The sequence below is a fragment of the Povalibacter sp. genome (assembly GCF_036735925.1).
In the GTDB taxonomy this organism is placed as follows: Bacteria; Pseudomonadota; Gammaproteobacteria; order Steroidobacterales; family Steroidobacteraceae; genus Steroidobacter.
Genome location: NZ_DAINNK010000018.1, coordinates 1 through 18,755, shown reverse-complemented (window position 1 = coordinate 18,755; position 18,755 = coordinate 1). Strand labels below are relative to the sequence as shown.

General features: G+C 63.3%; 20 protein-coding genes. 10 read left to right on the top strand and 10 right to left on the bottom strand.

What is annotated here, in order from left to right; genetic code table 11:
* Positions 1-60: 60 nt before the first annotated feature.
* The 9 genes from V7D81_RS07865 (at position 61) to V7D81_RS07825 (ending at position 7,849) form a co-directional block, all read left to right on the top strand.
* Positions 61-675, top strand: a complete 615-nt coding sequence (locus V7D81_RS07865; protein ID WP_324315599.1) for an energy transducer TonB — start codon at positions 61-63, stop codon at positions 673-675.
* A gap of 519 nt (positions 676-1,194) precedes the next feature.
* Positions 1,195-1,836 carry an energy transducer TonB gene (locus V7D81_RS07860; RefSeq protein WP_324315598.1) on the top strand — a complete coding sequence of 214 codons (642 nt, stop codon included), beginning with the start codon at positions 1,195-1,197 and terminating at the stop codon, positions 1,834-1,836.
* A 75-nt stretch (positions 1,837-1,911) separates the two neighbouring features.
* On the top strand, positions 1,912-2,664 hold the full coding sequence (locus V7D81_RS07855; RefSeq protein ID WP_324315597.1) for a MotA/TolQ/ExbB proton channel family protein: 753 nt from the start codon (positions 1,912-1,914) through the stop codon (positions 2,662-2,664).
* An 81-nt stretch (positions 2,665-2,745) separates the two neighbouring features.
* Positions 2,746-3,132 carry an ExbD/TolR family protein gene (locus V7D81_RS07850; protein WP_324315596.1) on the top strand — a complete coding sequence of 129 codons (387 nt, stop codon included), beginning with the start codon at positions 2,746-2,748 and terminating at the stop codon, positions 3,130-3,132.
* 33 nt (positions 3,133-3,165) lie between these two features.
* Positions 3,166-3,588, top strand: a complete 423-nt coding sequence (locus V7D81_RS07845) for an ExbD/TolR family protein (protein ID WP_324315595.1) — start codon at positions 3,166-3,168, stop codon at positions 3,586-3,588.
* Positions 3,589-3,717: 129 nt separating this feature from the next.
* Entirely contained in the window at positions 3,718-4,968 is a 1,251-nt protein-coding gene (locus V7D81_RS07840) for a tetratricopeptide repeat protein (protein WP_324315594.1), read from the top strand.
* 168 nt (positions 4,969-5,136) lie between these two features.
* A complete protein-coding gene (gene lipA, locus V7D81_RS07835; protein WP_349257631.1) occupies positions 5,137-6,129 on the top strand; it encodes a lipoyl synthase in 993 nt (330 codons plus the stop codon).
* Between the two features lie 18 nt (positions 6,130-6,147).
* Positions 6,148-6,813, top strand: a complete 666-nt coding sequence (gene lipB / locus V7D81_RS07830; RefSeq protein WP_324315592.1) for a lipoyl(octanoyl) transferase LipB — start codon at positions 6,148-6,150, stop codon at positions 6,811-6,813.
* A gap of 49 nt (positions 6,814-6,862) precedes the next feature.
* Positions 6,863-7,849 carry an NADPH:quinone oxidoreductase family protein gene (locus V7D81_RS07825; RefSeq protein ID WP_324315591.1) on the top strand — a complete coding sequence of 329 codons (987 nt, stop codon included), beginning with the start codon at positions 6,863-6,865 and terminating at the stop codon, positions 7,847-7,849.
* A gap of 222 nt (positions 7,850-8,071) precedes the next feature.
* On the opposite strand, the gene V7D81_RS07820 is transcribed toward V7D81_RS07825, so the two are convergent.
* From V7D81_RS07820 to V7D81_RS07775, 10 genes are all read right to left on the bottom strand, one after another.
* Entirely contained in the window at positions 8,072-8,341 is a 270-nt protein-coding gene (locus tag V7D81_RS07820) for a YbeD family protein (RefSeq protein WP_324315590.1), read from the bottom strand.
* 11 nt (positions 8,342-8,352) lie between these two features.
* Positions 8,353-9,219, bottom strand: coding sequence for a D-amino acid aminotransferase (locus tag V7D81_RS07815; protein WP_324315589.1), 867 nt, complete (start codon positions 9,217-9,219; stop codon positions 8,353-8,355).
* Positions 9,220-9,236: 17 nt separating this feature from the next.
* Positions 9,237-10,466 carry a D-alanyl-D-alanine carboxypeptidase family protein gene (locus V7D81_RS07810; RefSeq protein WP_324315588.1) on the bottom strand — a complete coding sequence of 410 codons (1,230 nt, stop codon included), beginning with the start codon at positions 10,464-10,466 and terminating at the stop codon, positions 9,237-9,239.
* 122 nt (positions 10,467-10,588) lie between these two features.
* The gene (locus V7D81_RS07805; RefSeq protein WP_324315587.1) at positions 10,589-11,464 is read right to left on the bottom strand and encodes a septal ring lytic transglycosylase RlpA family protein; all 876 of its coding nucleotides are present in this window, start codon (positions 11,462-11,464) and stop codon (positions 10,589-10,591) included.
* Positions 11,464-12,438 (bottom strand): lytic murein transglycosylase B, encoded by a 975-nt coding sequence (mltB, locus tag V7D81_RS07800; protein WP_324315586.1) that lies wholly within the window; start codon positions 12,436-12,438, stop codon positions 11,464-11,466. Before mltB ends, V7D81_RS07805 begins: the two co-directional genes overlap by 1 nt.
* A gap of 37 nt (positions 12,439-12,475) precedes the next feature.
* Positions 12,476-13,615: a rod shape-determining protein RodA gene (gene rodA / locus V7D81_RS07795; protein ID WP_324315585.1), complete on the bottom strand. Its 1,140-nt coding sequence runs from the start codon at positions 13,613-13,615 to the stop codon at positions 12,476-12,478.
* Between the two features lie 16 nt (positions 13,616-13,631).
* Positions 13,632-15,632, bottom strand: coding sequence for a penicillin-binding protein 2 (mrdA, locus tag V7D81_RS07790; protein WP_324315584.1), 2,001 nt, complete (start codon positions 15,630-15,632; stop codon positions 13,632-13,634).
* Between the two features lie 106 nt (positions 15,633-15,738).
* Positions 15,739-16,218, bottom strand: coding sequence for a rod shape-determining protein MreD (gene mreD / locus V7D81_RS07785; RefSeq protein WP_324315583.1), 480 nt, complete (start codon positions 16,216-16,218; stop codon positions 15,739-15,741).
* A gap of 42 nt (positions 16,219-16,260) precedes the next feature.
* Positions 16,261-17,262 (bottom strand): rod shape-determining protein MreC, encoded by a 1,002-nt coding sequence (gene mreC, locus V7D81_RS07780; protein WP_324315582.1) that lies wholly within the window; start codon positions 17,260-17,262, stop codon positions 16,261-16,263.
* A gap of 116 nt (positions 17,263-17,378) precedes the next feature.
* Positions 17,379-18,422 (bottom strand): rod shape-determining protein, encoded by a 1,044-nt coding sequence (locus V7D81_RS07775; RefSeq protein ID WP_324315581.1) that lies wholly within the window; start codon positions 18,420-18,422, stop codon positions 17,379-17,381.
* Positions 18,423-18,563: 141 nt separating this feature from the next.
* On the opposite strand from V7D81_RS07775, the gene gatC reads away from it, so the two are divergent.
* Positions 18,564-18,755, top strand: a 192-nt coding sequence (gene gatC, locus V7D81_RS07770; RefSeq protein WP_324315580.1) for an Asp-tRNA(Asn)/Glu-tRNA(Gln) amidotransferase subunit GatC, incomplete at its 3' end; no start/stop codon positions are given.

Here is an 18,755-nt window from a genome sequence, read left to right as displayed (position 1 = left end):
CAACGCGACACGCAAGCGTGCATCATTTCCCGGTCATCCCTTTGATCAAGGGTCACTCACGTGTTTGCCCAGGACCGCTCTCGTCACCTGACCGTTGCCGCGGGCATCGTGCTCGTTCATGCGGCAGCGATAGGGGCGTTGCTCTCGATCGGTCCCCGTCTCAACCTTGCATTGCCATCCAGGCCTGTCGAGGTGCGCTTCGTTGCGGTGCCGGCAACACAGAAGAAGTGGACGCCACCGGAAGTTAAGGCGGTCGTCGCCGCCATCGTTACTCCAATGCCGGATGTGCCATTGATCGAAATCCCGGTTGCGGCGCCCTCCGAGAGAGCAATTACGGTTCCGGTAAGAGCCGCGGTCGCACCGGCAGCCGCCGATGCCGGTGCGCCGAGGCTGATCTCCAGCGTCGAATATCTGCGTGAACCGGTGCCGCGCTATCCGCCCAAGTCGCGCAAGCTCAGAGAGCAGGGCATGGTCGTGCTGCGGGTGCTGATCGATGAGCGGGGCACTGCGTGCAGTATCGAAGTCGAAACCTCCAGCGGGTTTGCCCGTCTCGATCATGCAGCGCGCGAAGCAGTGGAGCGGGCCGCGTTCCGGCCCTATGTCGAGGATGGTTCGCCGCGGCGCGCTTTTGTGCTTATTCCAATAGAGTTTTCGCTCAACCGCAGTTCCGTTTGATCGGTCATCGGTGTCGCGACGGGCGGCATGGCGCAGTGCGGCAGCACCGTCCTGCGGACGTGTGCAGATCCGTCGAGTGGAACAAATTCCTGCGATGTCCTGTCTACGTGGACAGTCGAAACGGCGTGGGTCGTTGAGAGGTCAGCAGCAGGCGCGCTGTCCTGAGTCTTCGGCAAATTCGCAGTTTGTGGCTTTTTTCAAAGCGACTCGAACGGCTGTCTTTCCAAAGCAGTGCGCTCGAAATTCAGCGCCTGTGCGCTCGAAATTTTCGGTACTGGTTCCTTCTCAGGAGTGCTTGCCTTCCTAACGGAAACTTTATACCTTGCGCGGCGTTCTGCGGTCTGCGTGGACTGTAATGTCAATTCCGTTAATGGAATCCCAGACGTTACGTCGATCCGTTCGGCCCTGGGAACGGGGATGTATGCGCAAGACGCATACTCGGGCGATACCAAAGATCACGGTTACGCATTTAGAAGCGCGGGGCTGTTTCAGACCCCGTTTTAATCCGAGCGGCACAGCATGGCCTACGCACCAGCAGCATCGTCATCCTTTCTCACGCGACGCGGGATTGTCTTTCTCCTGATCGTGGGGCTGCACGCACTGTTCTTCTGGCTACTTGCCAGTGGCATGTCCCACCGCGTGATCGATGCTGTTCTCGGTCCCATCGAAACCCGAATGATCGAAGACGCGCCGAAGCCGAAGGACGAGCCTCCGCCTCCGCCGCCGAAGATCGAAACTCCGCCTCCGTTCGTACCGCCGCCCGAAGTGGCGATCGAAATTCCAAGTGAAGCGCCGCCGCCCACTGCAATCCGCACGGTCACGAATACGGCGCCAGTCTCGCAGCCGCCGCCGCAGCCCGCTCCGGTTGCCGTAGCGCGCACTGCGCCGAAATCAGATCCTCGCCGTCCGCTGACGCAGCCGGAATATCCACCGTCTTCGCGTCGTGCGGGCGAAACCGGCACCGTCGTTCTCGAGGTGTATGTCATGGAGAACGGTCGGGCCGGCGACGTCAGGGTGAAGCAGTCCAGCGGCTTCCCCAAGCTCGACGAAGCCGCGGTGCGCGAGGTCAAGCGATCGTGGCGTCTGGTGCCCGGAACCGAAAATGGCAAGCCTGTTCCCATGTGGGGACAGTTCGCCGTCACGTTCAAGCTCACGGATTGACGCACGGCATAAGTTCAACGATTCCCAACTCTCAACTCTCAGGTCACAGGCTTTTCAAGTAGAGGACATTGTTCCATGGCTCCAGAAACACCCACCCAGGTCGCAGAAAATCCCTTTGGCCTTGAGGCGTTCTACAGGCAGCTCGATGCCGTCGGCACCGGCGTGTTGTACCTCCTGGTCATCATGTCGCTGGCTTCCTGGTACGTCATCCTCACCAAGCTGTGGGACCAGCGTCGTCTTCGCAAGGACTACGTTGAAGTGCACAAAGGTTTCTGGACCGCCGGCAACCTGCGTGACGGCATCAGCAAGCTCAGCAAGGAAAACGCATTCAAGATGGTTGCCGAGGACGGCGTCCGCGCTGCCCAGCACCATGAAGGCCGTCTGACGGATCAGATCCCGCTGCACGAATGGATCACGGTGTCGCTGTACCGCTCTGTCGACAGCATCACCAGCCGCATGACCAATGGCCTGTCGCTCCTCGCGACGGTCGGTTCGACCGCGCCGTTCGTCGGTCTGTTCGGCACGGTGTGGGGCATCTACAACGCCCTGATCTCGATCAGCCTCGCCGGTCAGGCCAGCCTGGACAAGATCGCCGGCCCGATCGGCGAAGCGCTGATCATGACCGCGCTCGGTCTGTTCGTCGCCGTTCCGGCCGTCATGGGTTACAACTGGCTGCTGCGTCGCAACAAGGACATCACCGAGAAGCTGAAGTACTTCACCGCCGATCTGCACTCCTACCTGGTGAGCGGTGCGCGCGTTGAAGGTCAGGCTACTGGCGCTGCTCGTCCTGCCGCTGGCGCGCCCGCCGGCGCTGCCGCTCGCAAGTAACGCTCTACTGTCTTCCGGAGCTGACTAATGAGCAGTGCATTTACGGAGCTGAATACGCACGTCGACGAAGACGAGCGTCCGATGAACGAGATCAACACGACGCCGCTGGTCGACGTCATGTTGGTTCTCCTCATCGTGTTCATGATCACGATTCCCGTGATCACGCAGACCGTTCCGCTCGAGTTGCCGCAGGTGCATAACGTGCCGACGCAGACGAAGCCGGAGAACATCAGCATCTCGGTGAACCGGGAAGGCCAGGTGTTCTGGAACGCGGCCCTGGTCGCTGATAACGCCGCTCTGCTGAACCGGATGAAGGAAGTGGCGGTCATCAAGCCTCAACCTGAAGTGCACGTTCGCGCCGACCAACGTACCAAGTACGAGCACGTTGGCCGCGTGATCCTCGACGCACAGCGGGCGGGAATCATGAAGGTCGGCTTCATTACAGAACCGGATGCCGGCGGTCGTTGATCCGCCGTTCCAACAGAGACTGAGGTAACGACCATGGCAATGAGTGTAGGCGGCGGCGGTGAAGGCGAGCCGATGATGGAAATCAACACGACGCCGTTGATCGACGTCATGTTGGTGCTCCTGATCATGTTCATCATCACCCTGCCGGTGATGACGCACGCGGTGAAGCTGGACATGCCGCGAGCGAGCAGTCTTCCGCCCCCCGACGAGGTGATCGAGCCGGTCCGTCTCGATATCGACTGGGACGGTTCGATCATCTGGAACGGTTCGCTGGTGCAGCTGAGCACGCTGGAAAGCTATTTCCAGGTCGAAGCGCGCAAGAGCCCGCAGCCTGAGTTGCACGTACGACCCGATCGTCGCGCAGACTACGATACGGTTGCCAAGGTACTGGCTCTGGCGCAGCGAAGTGGAATGCAGCGCATCGGCTTCGTCGGCAACGAACAATTTCTGGATTAACGTTGCCAGACTTTCTCCGACGGGGTGAACTTCTTCACCCCGTCGTTCGTTTCAGGGCCTGTTAAGCATCGAATCGCGAGCATGAACTCGCGATATCAGTTCGCCAGATTCAGATTTTTGGGAAGTGCTATGACCCGAGTAAGAAGCATTGCGGCTGCGATCAGCGTAGCGATCGGTATGGTCTCCGCGGTTGCCGTCATCACCCCGACGGTGGTCCAGGCTGCCGAACCAGCGAAGCCCAAACTGCGCAAGGAAGTGGCTACGCCGCTGGCCGCTGCACAGAAGGCGATGGCCGCAAAACAATGGGACACCGCGCTGGGCGAGATCAAGAAGGCGCAGGCCGTCTCGGGCAAGACTCCCGCCGAGGACTATCAGATCGATGAGTTTCTCGGCTACATCCTCGTTCAGCAGAAGAAGTACGGCCAGGCCGCGCCGGTATTCGAGCGCATGCTGAATTCCGGTCTGGTTCCTGCCGATCAGGTCGACGACCGCACCAAGGCCGTGGCCCAGATGTATTTCCAGGAAAAGCAGTACAGCAAGTCTGCCGAGTGGGCCAAGAAATGGCTCGCCAAGAACCCGAATTCCGAAGACGTGGCCGTGCTGCTTGGTCAGGCGAACTACCTGCTCGAAGACTACAAGGGCGCGGCGAGCGTCATGAACGGTGTCGTGTCGCACGCCGAAAAGAACGGCCAGGTGCCCAAGGAAAACTACATCCAGATCGTGCTGAGCTCGCAGTTCAAGCTCGACAACAAGGATGGCGTGGCGGACGCATTGAAAAAGATGGTCCGTTACTACCCGAAACCCGAATACTGGGAAAACCTCACCGACATCTATCGTCGCAAGCAGAACAGTGATCGCGTGGCGCTGGGCTTCTATCGCCTGATGAGCGACGTCGGCGTCCTGAAGGACAAGGGCGACTACATGGAGATGTCGCAGCTCGCGATCGAGGCGGGCGTTCCTGGCGAGGCCGAGCAGACCATGCAGAAGGGCATGGACAACGGCACGCTCAAGAGCGACGACAAGACCGAACAGGGCCGCTATACGCGCCTCTATGATTTAGCCAAGAAACAGGCTGCCTCCGACCGCGCATCCCTGGCCCAGCAGGCCAAGGACGCGGAGAAGGCGACGCAGGGACAGGCCAGCGTCGGCCTGGGCCAGGCGTATCTGAGCTACGGCATGTACGACGAAGCCATTGCTTCGCTGCAGGCGGGCATCAAGAAGGGCGGCGTGACCGATATCGATGAGGCCCAGATCAGCCTCGGACTGGCGCAGTTGAAGAAGGGTCAGAAGGACGCAGCCCGTCAGAGCTTCAAGGCCGTGAAGCAGGACGGCAAGTGGGCTGATCTCGCCAACCTCTGGACGCTGCGCACATATCAATAACCCGGCCTGAAACCGCGGTGATGAAAGGCCCGGCTCTGCCGGGCTTTTCATTTGGGAACCCCGCTGCCGGCCGGTAGAATGCCGCAGCAAGACAAGGGTTCGATCCAATACGTGAGTCAGTTCAAAGGCATCCCGATCATCCCCTCGGCCGACGGCCGGCCTGCTGCAATGACCCGCAGCGGCGAGAAATACCGTACCCCGCAGGGTTTTTCTGCCATCAAGGACGGTATCAAGGCGACTGCCGGAGCGGATCCCCTGATGCTCGGACGCAAGCCCCAGTGGTTGCGCGCACCGATGCCGGCAGGTTCGAAGTTCGACGACGTGCGGGCTCTGGTGAAGGAGCATCGCCTCGCCACGGTGTGCGAGGAGGCCAAGTGTCCGAACATCGGCGAATGCTGGAATGCCGGCACGGCCACGATCATGTTGATGGGCGCGGTATGTACGCGTGCCTGCCGATTCTGTTCGGTGGATACGGGCAATCCGCGCGGCTGGCTCGATCAGGATGAACCGCGCAACAGCGCCCGCACCGTCGAGCTGATGAAGTTGAAGTACGTCGTGCTGACCTCGGTCAATCGCGACGATCTCGACGATGGCGGTGCGGCGCATTTCGCAGCCTGCGTGCGCGAGATCAAGCGCGTGAATCCTGCGACTGCAGTCGAAGCCCTCACGCCGGACTTTCAGGGCAATCTCACCGACGTGGAAACCGTCGTCGGCAGCGGGCTGGAGGTATTTGCGCAGAACGTCGAAACCGTCCGGCGTCTCACGCACCCCGTGCGCGATCCGCGAGCGAGCTACGAACAGACGCTTCGAGTGCTCGGACATGCCAAGACATATCGCCCCGACGTCCTCGCCAAGACGAGTCTGATGCTGGGGCTCGGCGAAACGGACGCCGAGATCGCCGAGTCCATGGATGACATCCGCGCCGCGGGCGTCGACATTCTCACGCTCGGACAATATCTGCGTCCGACGCCGAATCACCTGCCGATCGAGCGCTGGGTGACACCCGAGGAGTTCGAGCGCTATCGCGGGTGGGCCCTGTCGAAAGGATTCCTGGAATGCGTTTCCGGGCCGCTGGTGCGTTCGAGCTACCGCGCCGAGCGCGCGCTCGAACGCAACAATGCCGGTCTCGGCGCACGACCGAAGACGCAAGCCGGCGGCTGACCCGTCGCGCCGCATGTCATGAGATCCGGTGCCGCGTCCAGCCATCCTGCAGCCGGCCGCGCAGCGATGAGATGGCTCGGGCGGGTCGAATACGAGCCCACCTGGCGCGCGATGCAGTCCTTCACGGACACGCGCTCATCGGCCGATGCCGATCAGATCTGGTTCCTCGAACATCCACCCGTCTTCACGCTGGGCATGAATGGCAGGCACGAGCACGTGCTCGCGCCCGGCGATATTCCTGTGGTGCAGATCGACCGCGGCGGTCAGGTGACGTACCACGGTCCCGGACAGCTCGTGGTCTATCCCCTGATCGATGTCAGAAGACTCGGCATCGGCGTGCGCGAACTGGTGGTTGCACTCGAAAATGCCGTGATCGCATTTTGCGCAGAGCGGAACATTGCTGCCGCCGGTCGGCGCGATGCGCCGGGCGTGTATGTCAACGAACGCAAACTCGCCAGCATCGGCCTGCGTATCCGTCGCGGCTGCAGCTATCATGGTCTCGCGCTGAACGTGTCCATGGATCTGGCTCCGTTCCGGCGCATCAATCCCTGCGGATATGCGGGCCTCGAGGTCACGGATCTCGAAGCGCAGGGTGTGAAGGTCGGTGTGCCGGAGGCGGCCCGCGGCCTTGCGCCGCATCTGTTGCGTGAACTGCGCCTGCCGGACACACCGAACTGGATGTGATGGCGGGCCGGTTCGCGACGTCGATCCACACAAGCAGTCGAGTATCGTCATGCGTGCAGTCGTTCTTCGCAGCTACGGACCTCCTCCCCAGATCGGCGTCGAAGATCTGCCGGCCCCGCAACTGAAGCCGGGACATGTCCGGCTCAAGGTTCACGCCGTCGGCTTCGGATTTCCCGATGCATTGCAGGTTGCCGGGAAATACCAGATCAAACCCGACGTGCCATTCACGCCCGGCAACGAAACTGCCGGTGTGGTCACCGAGGTCGCCCCGGACATCCTGCACATCGAGCCCGGCGCACGCGTGCTGGCCATGGCAGGAACCGGCGGGCTGGCGGAGGAATGCGTCGTCAGTGCGGCGAGCCTGATCCCGCTGCCGGATTCGATGTCCATGAGCGCCGCAGCCGGTTTCCTCGTCAATTACGGCACCACGTATCACGCGTTGGTACAGCGAGCGAACCTGAAGGCCGGCGAAACGCTGCTGGTGCTGGGCGCCGCGGGCGGTGTCGGCATCACGGCCATCGAGATCGGCAAGGCGCTTGGCGCGCGCGTGCTGGCGGCGGCGAGTTCTGAAGAGAAGCTTGCATTGGCCAAAGCGCACGGCGCCGATGCGGTGTTCGACTACACGAAGGACACCATCAAGTCGAAGGTCATGGAGTTCACCGCTGATCGCGGCATCGACGTCGTCTACGATCCGGTCGGCGCCGACTACGCCGAACAATGCGTGCGCAGCATGGCGTGGAACGGCCGCTACCTGGTGATCGGATTCGCGGGCGGCAAGATCCCGGCGGTTCCTCTGAATCTCGCCCTGCTCAAGGGCTGCTCACTGGTCGGCGTATTCTGGGGCGCGCACACGCGTCGCGAGCCGGAGGTTCACGCGGCCAATCTGAAGGCGCTGTTCCAGCTCTTCGAAGAAGGCCGGATCAAGCCACACATCACCGAGATGAACGGACTCGACAGCTTCACGCAGGCGCTCGACGTGCTGAACGGGCGACGCTCGACCGGCAAGGTCGTCATCCGCGTCGCGTCGGACGACTGAAGAAGAAAGAATTTCACACGGAGATCACGGAGGGCACGGAGGTCGGAGAAGAGAAGAAAAATTTCCACGGGGGACACGGGGAGCACGGGGTTCGGAACAGAAAATTTCTTATCCCCGTGCTCCCCGTGTTCCCATTCCTCCCCGTGGAAATTTCTTCTTCCGATCTCCGTGGCCTCCGTGAACTCCGTGTGAAATCCGAACTCCGAACTCCGGATTCCGCACTCACAACGCCACCAGCACCCGCTCGCAGGACGTGAGTTCGCGATAGATGGCATCCAGCTGGGCCTTGCTCTGTGCGTGGATCGTGCAGGTGAGGCTCAGGTAATTCCCGTCCTTGCTGGGGCGCTCCACGATTTTGTCCGGCGGCACCGGGCCCGCGTGCTTCTGGATGATGCCGACTACGAGGCTGCGAAAATCGTCGCTGCGTTTTCCCATCACCTTGAGAGGGAAATCGCAGGGGAATTCGAACAGGGTGTCTATTGCATCCGACATGGGCGGTTCACCTAAAGTGCAGGAGTGCCGGCAAGTCGCTGGCGCATCTGCCCGAATGCCGCGCTGACCTTGTGCCATAGCGGACCGGGTTTGCCGCTGCCGACTGGTCGACCATCGATGCGGGTGACGGGCAGCACATCGCGGGTCGCCGAAGCGATCCAGACTTCATCGGCGGACGACAGCTCATCGACGGCGATGCTGCGGATTTCGATGGGGATCATGCCGGTCGCCAGTTCCAGGGCCGTATCGCGAGTCGTGCCGGGCAGGATGCGGTGACTGTTGGCCGGCGTTACCAGCACGCCGTCGCGCACGATGAACACGCTGGTGGAAGAACCTTCGAGCACTTCGCCATCGCGAACGATCAGTGCTTCCTGCGCGCCGGCATCGATGGCTTGCTGTTTCATCAGCACGTTCGCCAGCAGGGCAGTGCTCTTGATGTCGCAGCGGCCCCAGCGAAAATCCTCGACCGTCATGGCGCTCAAGCCCTTTTCCAGCTGTTCGGCAGTGAACACCGGCAGCAGCGAAGCCAGCGCGAACACCGTGGGGCGGACATTCGCCGGAAACTCGTGACTGCGTCCGAATTCCGTGCCGCGCGTCACCTGCACGTACAGATACATGTTCCTGCCGCCATTGCGCTCGATCAGCTGTTCGAGCAGCACCAGCCATTCTTCGTGCGAGTGGGGCGATGCCATGCGGATCTCGCGCAGACTGCGTGCCAGCCGGTCGAAGTGCTCGCGGAAACGGAACATGCGGCCATCGAAAACCGGCAACACCTCGTACACGCTGTCGCCGAACAGGAAGCCGCGGTCGAGCGGCGAAATGCGTGCCTCCTGCAGCGCCAGGAATTCTCCGTTGAGATAGCAGACGGGGAAGGGCATGGAGGCTGCCTGACGGACTATTTCAGCCAGAGTTTCATGTCGTCGATCATGCGCCCGAAGAAGCCGGCTTCCTTCACTTCCGCCAGCGGATGCAATGCATACGTGCCGATCGGCTGACCGTTCTGCAGGATGCGCAACTTGCCGACGGTGCGCGATGGCGACAGCGGCGCCAGCAGCGGATCGGGAATGTCCGCCGCAGCGCTGAGCGTGTTTTCCTGGCCGCGCGGGAAGGTGACGTACACGTCTTCGATCACGCCCATGCTGGCTTCTTCGGCTTCCCCCTTCCAGACCCGCGCGGAAACGACGGTTTCGCCGGTTGCGAACAGGCGCCGCGTTTCGAAGAAGCGGAAGCCGTAGTTCAGCAATGCGGCGCTGGCGTCTTCGCGCGCCCGCATGCTCGATGTGCCCATGACGACGGAGACCAGGCGCATGCGTTCGCGCTTGGCTGAAGACACCAGGCAGTAGCCTGCGCTCTCGGTGTGACCTGTCTTCAGGCCGTCGACCGTCGGGTCGCGGTCCAGCAGGCCATTGCGATTGGGCTGCGTGATGTTGTTCCAGGTGAACTTACGCTGCGAGTACCACTTGTAGTACTCGGGATAGTCGCGGATCAGCGCCGCCGAGAGCAGGCCGATGTCGCGCGCCGTGGTGTAGTGCTCCGGATGCGGCATGCCCGGCGAGTTTTCGAAATGCGTGGCCGACATGCCGAGCTTCTGCGCGTACTGGTTCATGAGATCGACGAACACCGGTTCGCTGCCGGCGACGTGCTCCGCCAGCGCAACGGTGGCGTCGTTGCCCGATTGCACGATCATGCCCTGGATGAGGTCCTCGACACTGACCTGCGTGCCCACGTTCACGAACATGCGCGAACCTTCCTGCGCACGCGCATGCGGGCTGATCGTGACCAGGTCGGCCAGCTTGATGCGGCCATCTTTCAGCGCATGGAATACCGCATACGCGCTCATCAGCTTGGTGAGGCTGGCGGGTTCGAGCCGCTCGTTCTCGTTGCTCGCGGTGAGCACCTGGCCGCTCACGAAATCCATGAGGTAGTAGGCGCGCGCCTGGATCTGCGGCGCCGCGGGGATGGGGGGCGGCGCAGTTTCGCCGGATTGCTGCGCGATGACGTTCGGAATCGGCGCGGGAACGCTGGCAGTGGCGGTGGGCGCGGAGGAATCCGAGCATGCTCCGACGAGCAGACCCGAAGCGGCAATCAAAGCGGCGAGAAGCCTGTGGCGGAGGCGTTCGGACATCGACATCACCATTTTCGACGAAGCGGAGGCAGGCCGGATTCTAACGAGCAGTGCTGCGGGAATGTAGACGAATCCAGGCGGAAATGTGGCGGATCGGGGCAGCGGACCTGCCGGCGATCCGCTCAGTCGAGCGCGAGTTGCGCATCGGCAATACCCAGGGATTTCAGCCGTGCGAGCACCCGATCGAACTCCGGCACGCTGGGAATGGGGCCGATGCGTACGCGGTACATCGGCTTGCCGTTGATTTCATCCGCCCGCACGAATCCCTTGCTGATGCCTTTCGAGCGAAGCTGCGCCAGCAGGTTCGCTGCATTGCTCTCCGCGCTGAAAGCGCCCGCCTGTACATACAGGGCCGTGGCGGGTGCGGACTCTTCCTGAACGTCCGCGACGGGCGTCAGCTCGCGGACTTCGACGAACGTCGTGCCCTCGCGCAGCATGTCCAGTTTGGCGGCGGCCGTGTAGGACAGGTCGATGATGCGGCTGTCCTTGAACGGTCCGCGATCGTTGACGCGCACGACGACGCTGCGGCCGTTCTTCAGATTCGTCACCTGCACGTACGTCGGCAGTGGCAAGGTCTTGTGCGCTGCCGTCATCGCGTACATGTCGTAGGGCTCGCCATTGGAGGTGCGCGCTTCGTGGAAGCCCGGGCCGTACCACGAGGCCACGCCGCGCTCGTGATAGCCATCGGCGGTCGCGAGCACGAAGTAGCGTTTGCCGAGGACGTTGTAGAACGGCGGATTGCCTCTCGCCGAGCGCGGCTCGGGCCTGGGAACGGCGTCCGGAATGGCCTCGATGTCTTTCGGCGGCGGCAGCGTGGGCGGCGGTATCGGAACGTGCGTCGGTTCGCTGGGAGCACGCGGCGCGGGGCGCGGCGCCGGCGTCGTGCAGCCGGCGAGAATCACGGCGATTGCAACCAGGGCCGCTGCAATGCGCAGCGCTGCGTGACAGCCGGTCGGTCGTGATGGATCGCAGCCGCTCTGTGCCGGCGCGAGATGCATCAGCGCGATGCTCCCGCGACGGCTTCGCCGAGGTCGTGCACCGCCATCGAGTACATGGTGCTGCGGTTGTAGCGGGTGATGACGTAGAAATTGTTGAAGCCGACGCGGTAGACGGGACCGTCCTTGCCCTGCGCGATGACGAGCATGGCGGGCGCGTCGTCGGGCATGCGTGTCTCGAATCTGGCTCCCTTGGTCCGCAGCGACTGCACGGTTTCGTTCAGTTCGATCCGGCCGGCGCTGAAGCGATCGATGTCCTCGGCCGCCACGGCGGCCTCGACGACGACTTCTTCGTTCTGTCGCCAGCCGAAGGCGCGCAGATAGTTGGCGACGCTGCCGACGATGTCGTCCCAGCTGGACCACAGGTCGCGACGACCGTCGTCATCGGCGTCGATCGCGTACTTGCGATAGCTGCTCGAGATGAATTGCGGCGAGCCCATCGCACCGGCATACGATCCGAGCGCGGTGAGCGGATCCACGGCTTCTTCGCGCGTGAGCAGCAGGAACTGCTGCAGTTCGCTGCGAAAGAACTCGCCGCGCGGCGGGTAGTCGAACGCCAGCGTCGTCAATGCGTCGATGACCCGGAACCTGCCCGTGATCCTGCCGTACGAGGTCTCCACGCCGAGGATGCCGAGCACCGTGTTGGCGAGCTGTGCGTCGCCGATCGCTTTCAATCGTTCCGGATGCTCGTCGCGAAAGCGGACGCCGTATTGGATCCGCTGTGGGTTCAGGAACTGCAGGCGGTACTCGTGCCAGGGCACGACGCGCTCGGCCGGCCGGCTGATGGCATCGAGGATGTTCTGCTTGGTCTCGGCCTTCGACAGCAGCCGGGTCAGCGCGTCCGGATCGAATTCGTAGTCGCGCTGCATCTCCGCGATGAACTCGCGGACTTCGCTGCGACTGGTGTCGACGGCGAGAGCGGGGCTGCTCAGTGTGATGCAGGCAAGCAGGGCAGTGGCTGTAGGCGGCTGAGTCACGTCGTTGGGACACCGCAGTAGAACAAAGGTTGCAGTCTCATCGACCCACGAGTTTCCGCTTCGCGCACAACGACATGAGGATACCGAAGCCGGCCATGAGGGTCACCATCGAGGTACCGCCGTAGCTGATCAGCGGCAGCGGCACGCCCACGACGGGCAGCAGGCCCGTGACCATGCCCGTGTTGACGAAGACGTACACGGCGAATGTGAGTGCCAGGCTGCCGGAGGCGAGCCGGGAGAACGTGTCCTGCGATTCCGCCGCGAGATAGAGCGCGCGGCCGATGACGAACAGATACAGCGCGATCACGGTGACGAGGCCGATGAGTCCCCACTCCTCGCCGATCACGGCGAAGATGAAGTCCGTGGAACTCTCGGGCAGGAACTCCAGCTGCGCCTGGCTGCCGTTGAGATAGCCCTTGCCGAAGACTCCGCCGGAGCCGATGGCGATCTGCGACTGGATGATGTGGTAGCCCGAACCGAGCGGATCGGTCTGCGGATCGAGGAACGTCAGCACGCGCTGGCGCTGATAGTCGTGCAGCAGGTATTCCCACGCGACGTATACCGTCGGGATCAGCATCGCAATCACACCCGCGATCAGCTTTCCCGAAAGGCCCGCGAGCAGGATCACCATGCCGCCCGCGGCGGCGACGAGCAGCGACGTGCCCAGGTCCGGCTGTTCGGCAATGATGATCGTCGGAATGAGGATGGCCGCGGCGACGACGATCACCGACGTGAAACTCGGCGGCAGCGGTCGATCATTGAGATACCACGCGCACGCGAGCGGCACGGCGATCTTCATGATCTCCGAAGGCTGGAAGCGGATGAAACCCAGGTCGAGCCAGCGCTGCGCGCCCATCGCGATGTGACCCGTCGTCATCACGATCAGCAGCAGCGTGAGTCCGAGGCCGTAGACCCACGGCGTCGCGCCGCGGATCAGTCGCGGCGGAATCTGCGCGAGCATGATCATCGCCAGCATGGCCAGAATGAAGCGCGCGACCTGGGCTTCGAGCATGCCGAGACTGCGCCCCGAGGCGCTGAAGCCGACGATGATGCCGATGCCGGCGAGCAGCGACAGGGCGATGAAGAGCGGGCCGTCGAGATGCAGCGCGAGCAGCAGCCGCGCCGATCCGGTCAGGGTGCGCTGCGTTCGCGAGGAGTCGAGTGAGCCGATGTCCATGAGCGTCGTTGCCGGATCAGTCTGTACGGGCCGGAGCGGGCGGCGGTGTCGTTCGCGGTGCAGCGCGCTGGGCCGCCGCGGCGGCTGCGGCCTTGCGCTTCGCTTCCTGTTCTTCCCATTGCTCCGGCGTGAGCAGATAGGAATCGATGATGCGTCGCGCGATGGGACCTGCAAATGCGCCGCCGCCGCCGGGCGCATTCTCCACGACGACGGCCACCGCGATCTTCGGCATCGGTGCGTCGGCGGGCGCGAACGCGATGAACAGCGCGTGGTCGCGCAGGTGCACATCGAGTTCGTGTGCCTTGCGGACGCGCTGGTTCGATGCGGCCTTGAAGACCTGTGCCGTGCCGCTCTTGCCGGCGAGGAGGTACGGCAGATTCACGCTCAGCGCCCGCGCGGTGCCGTAAGGCGCATTGGTGACGTCGATCATCCCCTTGATCGCGATGTCCCAGGCATGCGGATCGGACGTCCTGGCGGCAGGCAGGGGCACTGGCGGCAGCTTGCGGACCTCGCCGGTTTTCACGTCGCGAATGGCGCTGACGAGCCGCGGCTGGAATCGCTGGCCGCGGGCCGCGATGATCGCAGCGAAGTGCGCAATCTGCAGCGGCGTCGCCGACATGTAGCCCTGGCCGATGCCGACGCTGATGGTATCGCCGGGGTACCACACCTTCATCTCGGCCTGGCGGAAGTTGTTCCGCTTCCATTGCGTCGACGGCAGGATCCCGGTCTTCTCGCCGGGAATGTCGATGCCGGTCGGCGATCCCATGCCGAACTGCGCCAGGTAGTCGTGAATGTGATCGATGCCGAGCAGGTTGGCCATGTCGTAGAAGTAGACGTCGCATGAAGTCGCGATCGCCTTCTCCATGTTCACCGTGCCGTGACCGCCCTTGTCGAAGTTCCAGTCGCGCCACGGCCGGCTGACCCGCGGCAGCCGGAAGAGGCCGCGGCAGTACTCGGTGTGTTCGGGCGTCACGACGCCGTATTCCAGTGCGGCGAGCGCCATCAGCGGTTTCACCGTCGAGCCGGGCGGATAGACGCCGCGCAGCGCCCGGTCGTACATCGGCCGTTCCGGATCGTCGGTGAGCGCGACGTACTGGGCGCGGCTGAGTCCGCGCGCAAACAGATTCGGATCGAAGGCCGGCGTGCTGACGAATGCGAGGACGTCGCCGTTGGCCGGATCGATGGCGACCGCCGAGGCGCGCTGTCCGCGCAGCGATTCTTCGGCGATCTGCTGCACGTGCTGATCGATGGTGAGGAACAGATCGTTGCCGGCGACCGGTTCCTTGCGCACCAGGTCCACCTTCGATCGCCCGATGCGTTCGACCGTGCGGCCCTGGGCATTGACCAGCAGCTGCTGCAGGCCCGTCGTGCCGTGCAGTTCCTTTTCGTACTGCTTCTCGACGCCGTTCTTGCCGGTGAGGGTCGAGCCGGCGTAGTCGTCGATGTTCAGCGATTTCTTGTCGTCCTCGCTGATGGCGCCCACGTAGCCGATGGCATGGACGCTGCTTTCGCCGAGCGGATAGAAACGGGTCAGTCGCGGCGTGATGTCGACGCCGGGATAGTCGTAACGGCGCGCGGCGAACCGGGCCAGTTCTTCCTCGTTCATCTGCAGCTTGATCGGCACCGCATCGAAGATGCGCCGGCCGCGGATGTCTTTCTTGAGCGCGGGAATGTCGTCGGGATCGATCAGGCCGATATCGGCGAGCCCCTGCAGCGTCGCATCCAGGTCGGGCACCTGTTCGCGACGCAGTTCGAGCTGGTAGGAGGGCGCGTTGGTGGCGAGCGGCACGCCATTGCGATCCAGGATCAGGCCGCGGTTCGGCGGAATCGGCTCGACCTTGATGCGATTGCCCTGCGACAGATCGACGAAGTAGTCGTACTTGACGATCTGCAGCCATACCAGGCGGGCGATCACGGCGCAGATCGCCAGCGCAATCAGGATCGACGCGGCAATGGCGCGCTGGTCGAACAGCCGCTGTTCGGCGTGGTGATCCTTGATGCGGACGGAGCGGGACATGGGGAGGGGCGACAGGCTTACAGGCTACGGGCGACAGGCTGCTGGCCAGAATGAGAGCCGGAGATACGGAGCCGTTCTGACTGTGGCCTGTGGCCTGTCGCCATGCTCATCTTCTCGCCCTGTTCCAAGTATCCAGCACCGCAACGAGCAGCGGCCACAGCAGCGTGCCGGTGATGACGGGCACCCAGCGCATCCAGCCGGTGACGGCCGGGCCGATGATGCCGTCGATCCAGAACACCACGAACTCGTACAGCGCCAGCAACATGAAGACGGTCAGCGTCTGGTGGTAGATCGGGAAGATGCGCATGCGCAGCTGGAACTTGTGCGTCAGGTACGCGATCAGCAGGTACGCGACCGCGTGCTGGCCGAACAGCGGGCCTTTCACGACGTCGATGGCGAACCCGCACATCCACGCGAACATGAGTCCGGCGATGCGCGGCGCGCTCAGCGACCAGTAGATGACGAGCAGCAGCAGCAGCGGCGGCTTCGCCTGGTTCATGACGTCGGGAAGCGGTGCGATGGCGAAGATCAGCGCCAGCAGCGTCGTGATCGTAATGCGCAGTCCGCTCGAGCCGCCGTCAGCCATGAAGGCGATCTCCGTGAACGAAGGCCAGGGCCGTGCTGTGCATCATGGGGGCGGCGGAGTGGTGGGTTCGTCGGATGCTTCGGGAGCGGACGTCGGTTCCGTCGTTGCAGGCGAGGCCGTCGTGGGCGGAGGACTTGCCGGTGCAGTGGACGGCGCGGGCCTTGCCGGTTTGACCGCGGGTGCGGGAGGTGCCGGCTGCGTCGAGGGATCGACCCACAGCAGCAGCACTTCACGAGCGCGGTCCAGCTGTGCGAGCGGACGCGCCTCGACGACGGCGAAGGTTGCCGATGGATCGCGTTCGACCTTCGTAATCGTGGCGACGGGATAGCCCGCCGGAAAGATGCCATCGAGGCCGGAGGAGACCAGCAGGTCATCCGGTTTCACGTCGGATTCGATCGTGAGGAACGGCAGGTTCAGGCGATGGATGTCGCCGGTGCCGACCGCGATCGAGCGGATGCCGTTGCGGTTCACCTGCACGGGCGTCGCGTGTTCGTTGTCGCTGATCAGGATGATTTCGGCGCCGATTTCATCGACCCGCGTGACCTGGCCGACGATGCCGAACGCATCGAGCACCGGCTGGCCCTTGAAGACGCCATCCTGACTGCCCTTGTTGATGCGGACGCGATGCCGGTAGGGATCGACGTCGACCCGCACGATCTCGGCGATCAGCGTGCGTTCGCCCATGCCCTGCGAGGCATTGCGGATCGCACGCAGGCGGCGGTTCTCCTCGGTCAGCGCATCGAAGCGCAGCAGCTTCACGCGTGCGGTACGCAGTTCATCGTTGAGCTGGGCATTCTCGGTACGCAGGCGGCTGCGATCGGAGAAGCTGCCGGTGAGCCAGCCCCAGAACTGTCCCGGCACCTGCACGACGACGTACAGCGGATTCACCGCGGTCTGCAGCCAGGAACGCGTCACTTCCATGTAGCCGCCGCGATGGTCGGCCACCATCAGCGCGATGGACGCGATGGCGAGGAAAAAGAAGCGGGCCCCCAGCGCGGGTCCGTGGCCGATGATCGGACGACTGTCGGAGCTGAGGGTGACCACGGAAGAGGGCCGCTGGGCGCTGGGCTACTGGCTGCTGGCCAGAGAAGAAGGAAGCAGGACGGTGGCGAGGAAATGCCCTGCGGGTTGAATCACGCGGAGTAGTGAATGTCCGGCGATCATTCCAGATTGAACAGGGCCGGGCCGTGCTCGTCGATGAGTTCGAGCATGCGGCCGCCGCCGCGGGCGACGCAGGTGAGTGGATCTTCCGAGACCACGACGGGCAGGCCGGTCTCTTCCATCAGCAGCTTGTCGATGTCGCGCAGCAGGGCGCCGCCGCCCGTCAGCACAATGCCGCGTTCGGCCACATCCGCGCCGAGTTCCGGCGGCGTCTGTTCGAGCGCGACCTTCACCGCACCGACGATGCCGGCCAGCGGTTCCTGCAGCGCTTCGAGGATTTCGTTCGAGTTGAGCGTGAAGCTGCGCGGCACGCCTTCGGAGAGGTTGCGGCCCTTCACGGAGATTTCATTGACCTGCTGGCCGGGGTAGGCCGAGCCGATCTCGATCTTGATCTTTTCCGCGGTCGCTTCGCCGATCAGGATGCCGTAGTTGCGACGCACGTAGTTGATGATGGCGTCGTCGAAGCGATCACCGCCGATGCGCACCGACGAGGCGTAGACGATGCCGTTCAGCGAGATGACCGCGACTTCGGAGGTGCCGCCGCCGATGTCGAGCACCATCGAGCCGCGGGCTTCATGCACCGGCAGTCCCGCGCCGACGGCCGCGGCCATCGGTTCTTCGATCAGTCGTACCCAGCGGGCGCCGGCGCCTTCGGCCGATTCCTGGATGGCGCGACGTTCGACCTGCGTCGAACCGTAGGGCACGCAGATCAGCACGCGCGGACTCGGACGCATCATGCGATTGCCGTGCACCTTCTCGATGAAGTACTGCAGCATCTTCTCGGTGACGGTGAAGTCGGCGATCACGCCGTCCTTCATCGGGCGGATGGCGGTGATGTGTCCCGGCGTGCGGCCGAGCATGTTCTTCGCTTCCTGGCCGACGGCTTCGATCTTCTTGCCGGCGCGGCCCGGTTCTTCGCGAATGGCGACGACCGACGGTTCGTTCAGAACGATGCCGCGACCGCGCACGTAGATCAGTGTGTTTGCCGTTCCGAGATCAATCGACAGGTCGTTCGAGAAGTAGCCGCGAAGGTTCTTGAACATGGTTGTTGTGCAGGCGAACGACGGTCGAAAAAGGTGCGGTACTCTAACAACGGGTAGGACTTTGCACAAGGCGAGGTGTATGATTGCGCGCGCTTTTTTCCGGGATTTTTCCCTGTTTTCTGATCCTCGCGGAAACCGTCAATGAGCCTTACCCGTAAAGACGTCGAGAACATCGCTCATCTCGCGCGGCTTGCGATCACCGACGCCGAGATGCCCGAGTACGTCGACCGCTTGTCGAAGATCCTCAACCTGGTCGAACAGCTCGATGCGGCCGACACGGCGAGCGTCGAACCGATGGCGCATCCGCTCAAGGACCAGGTGCAACGCATGCGC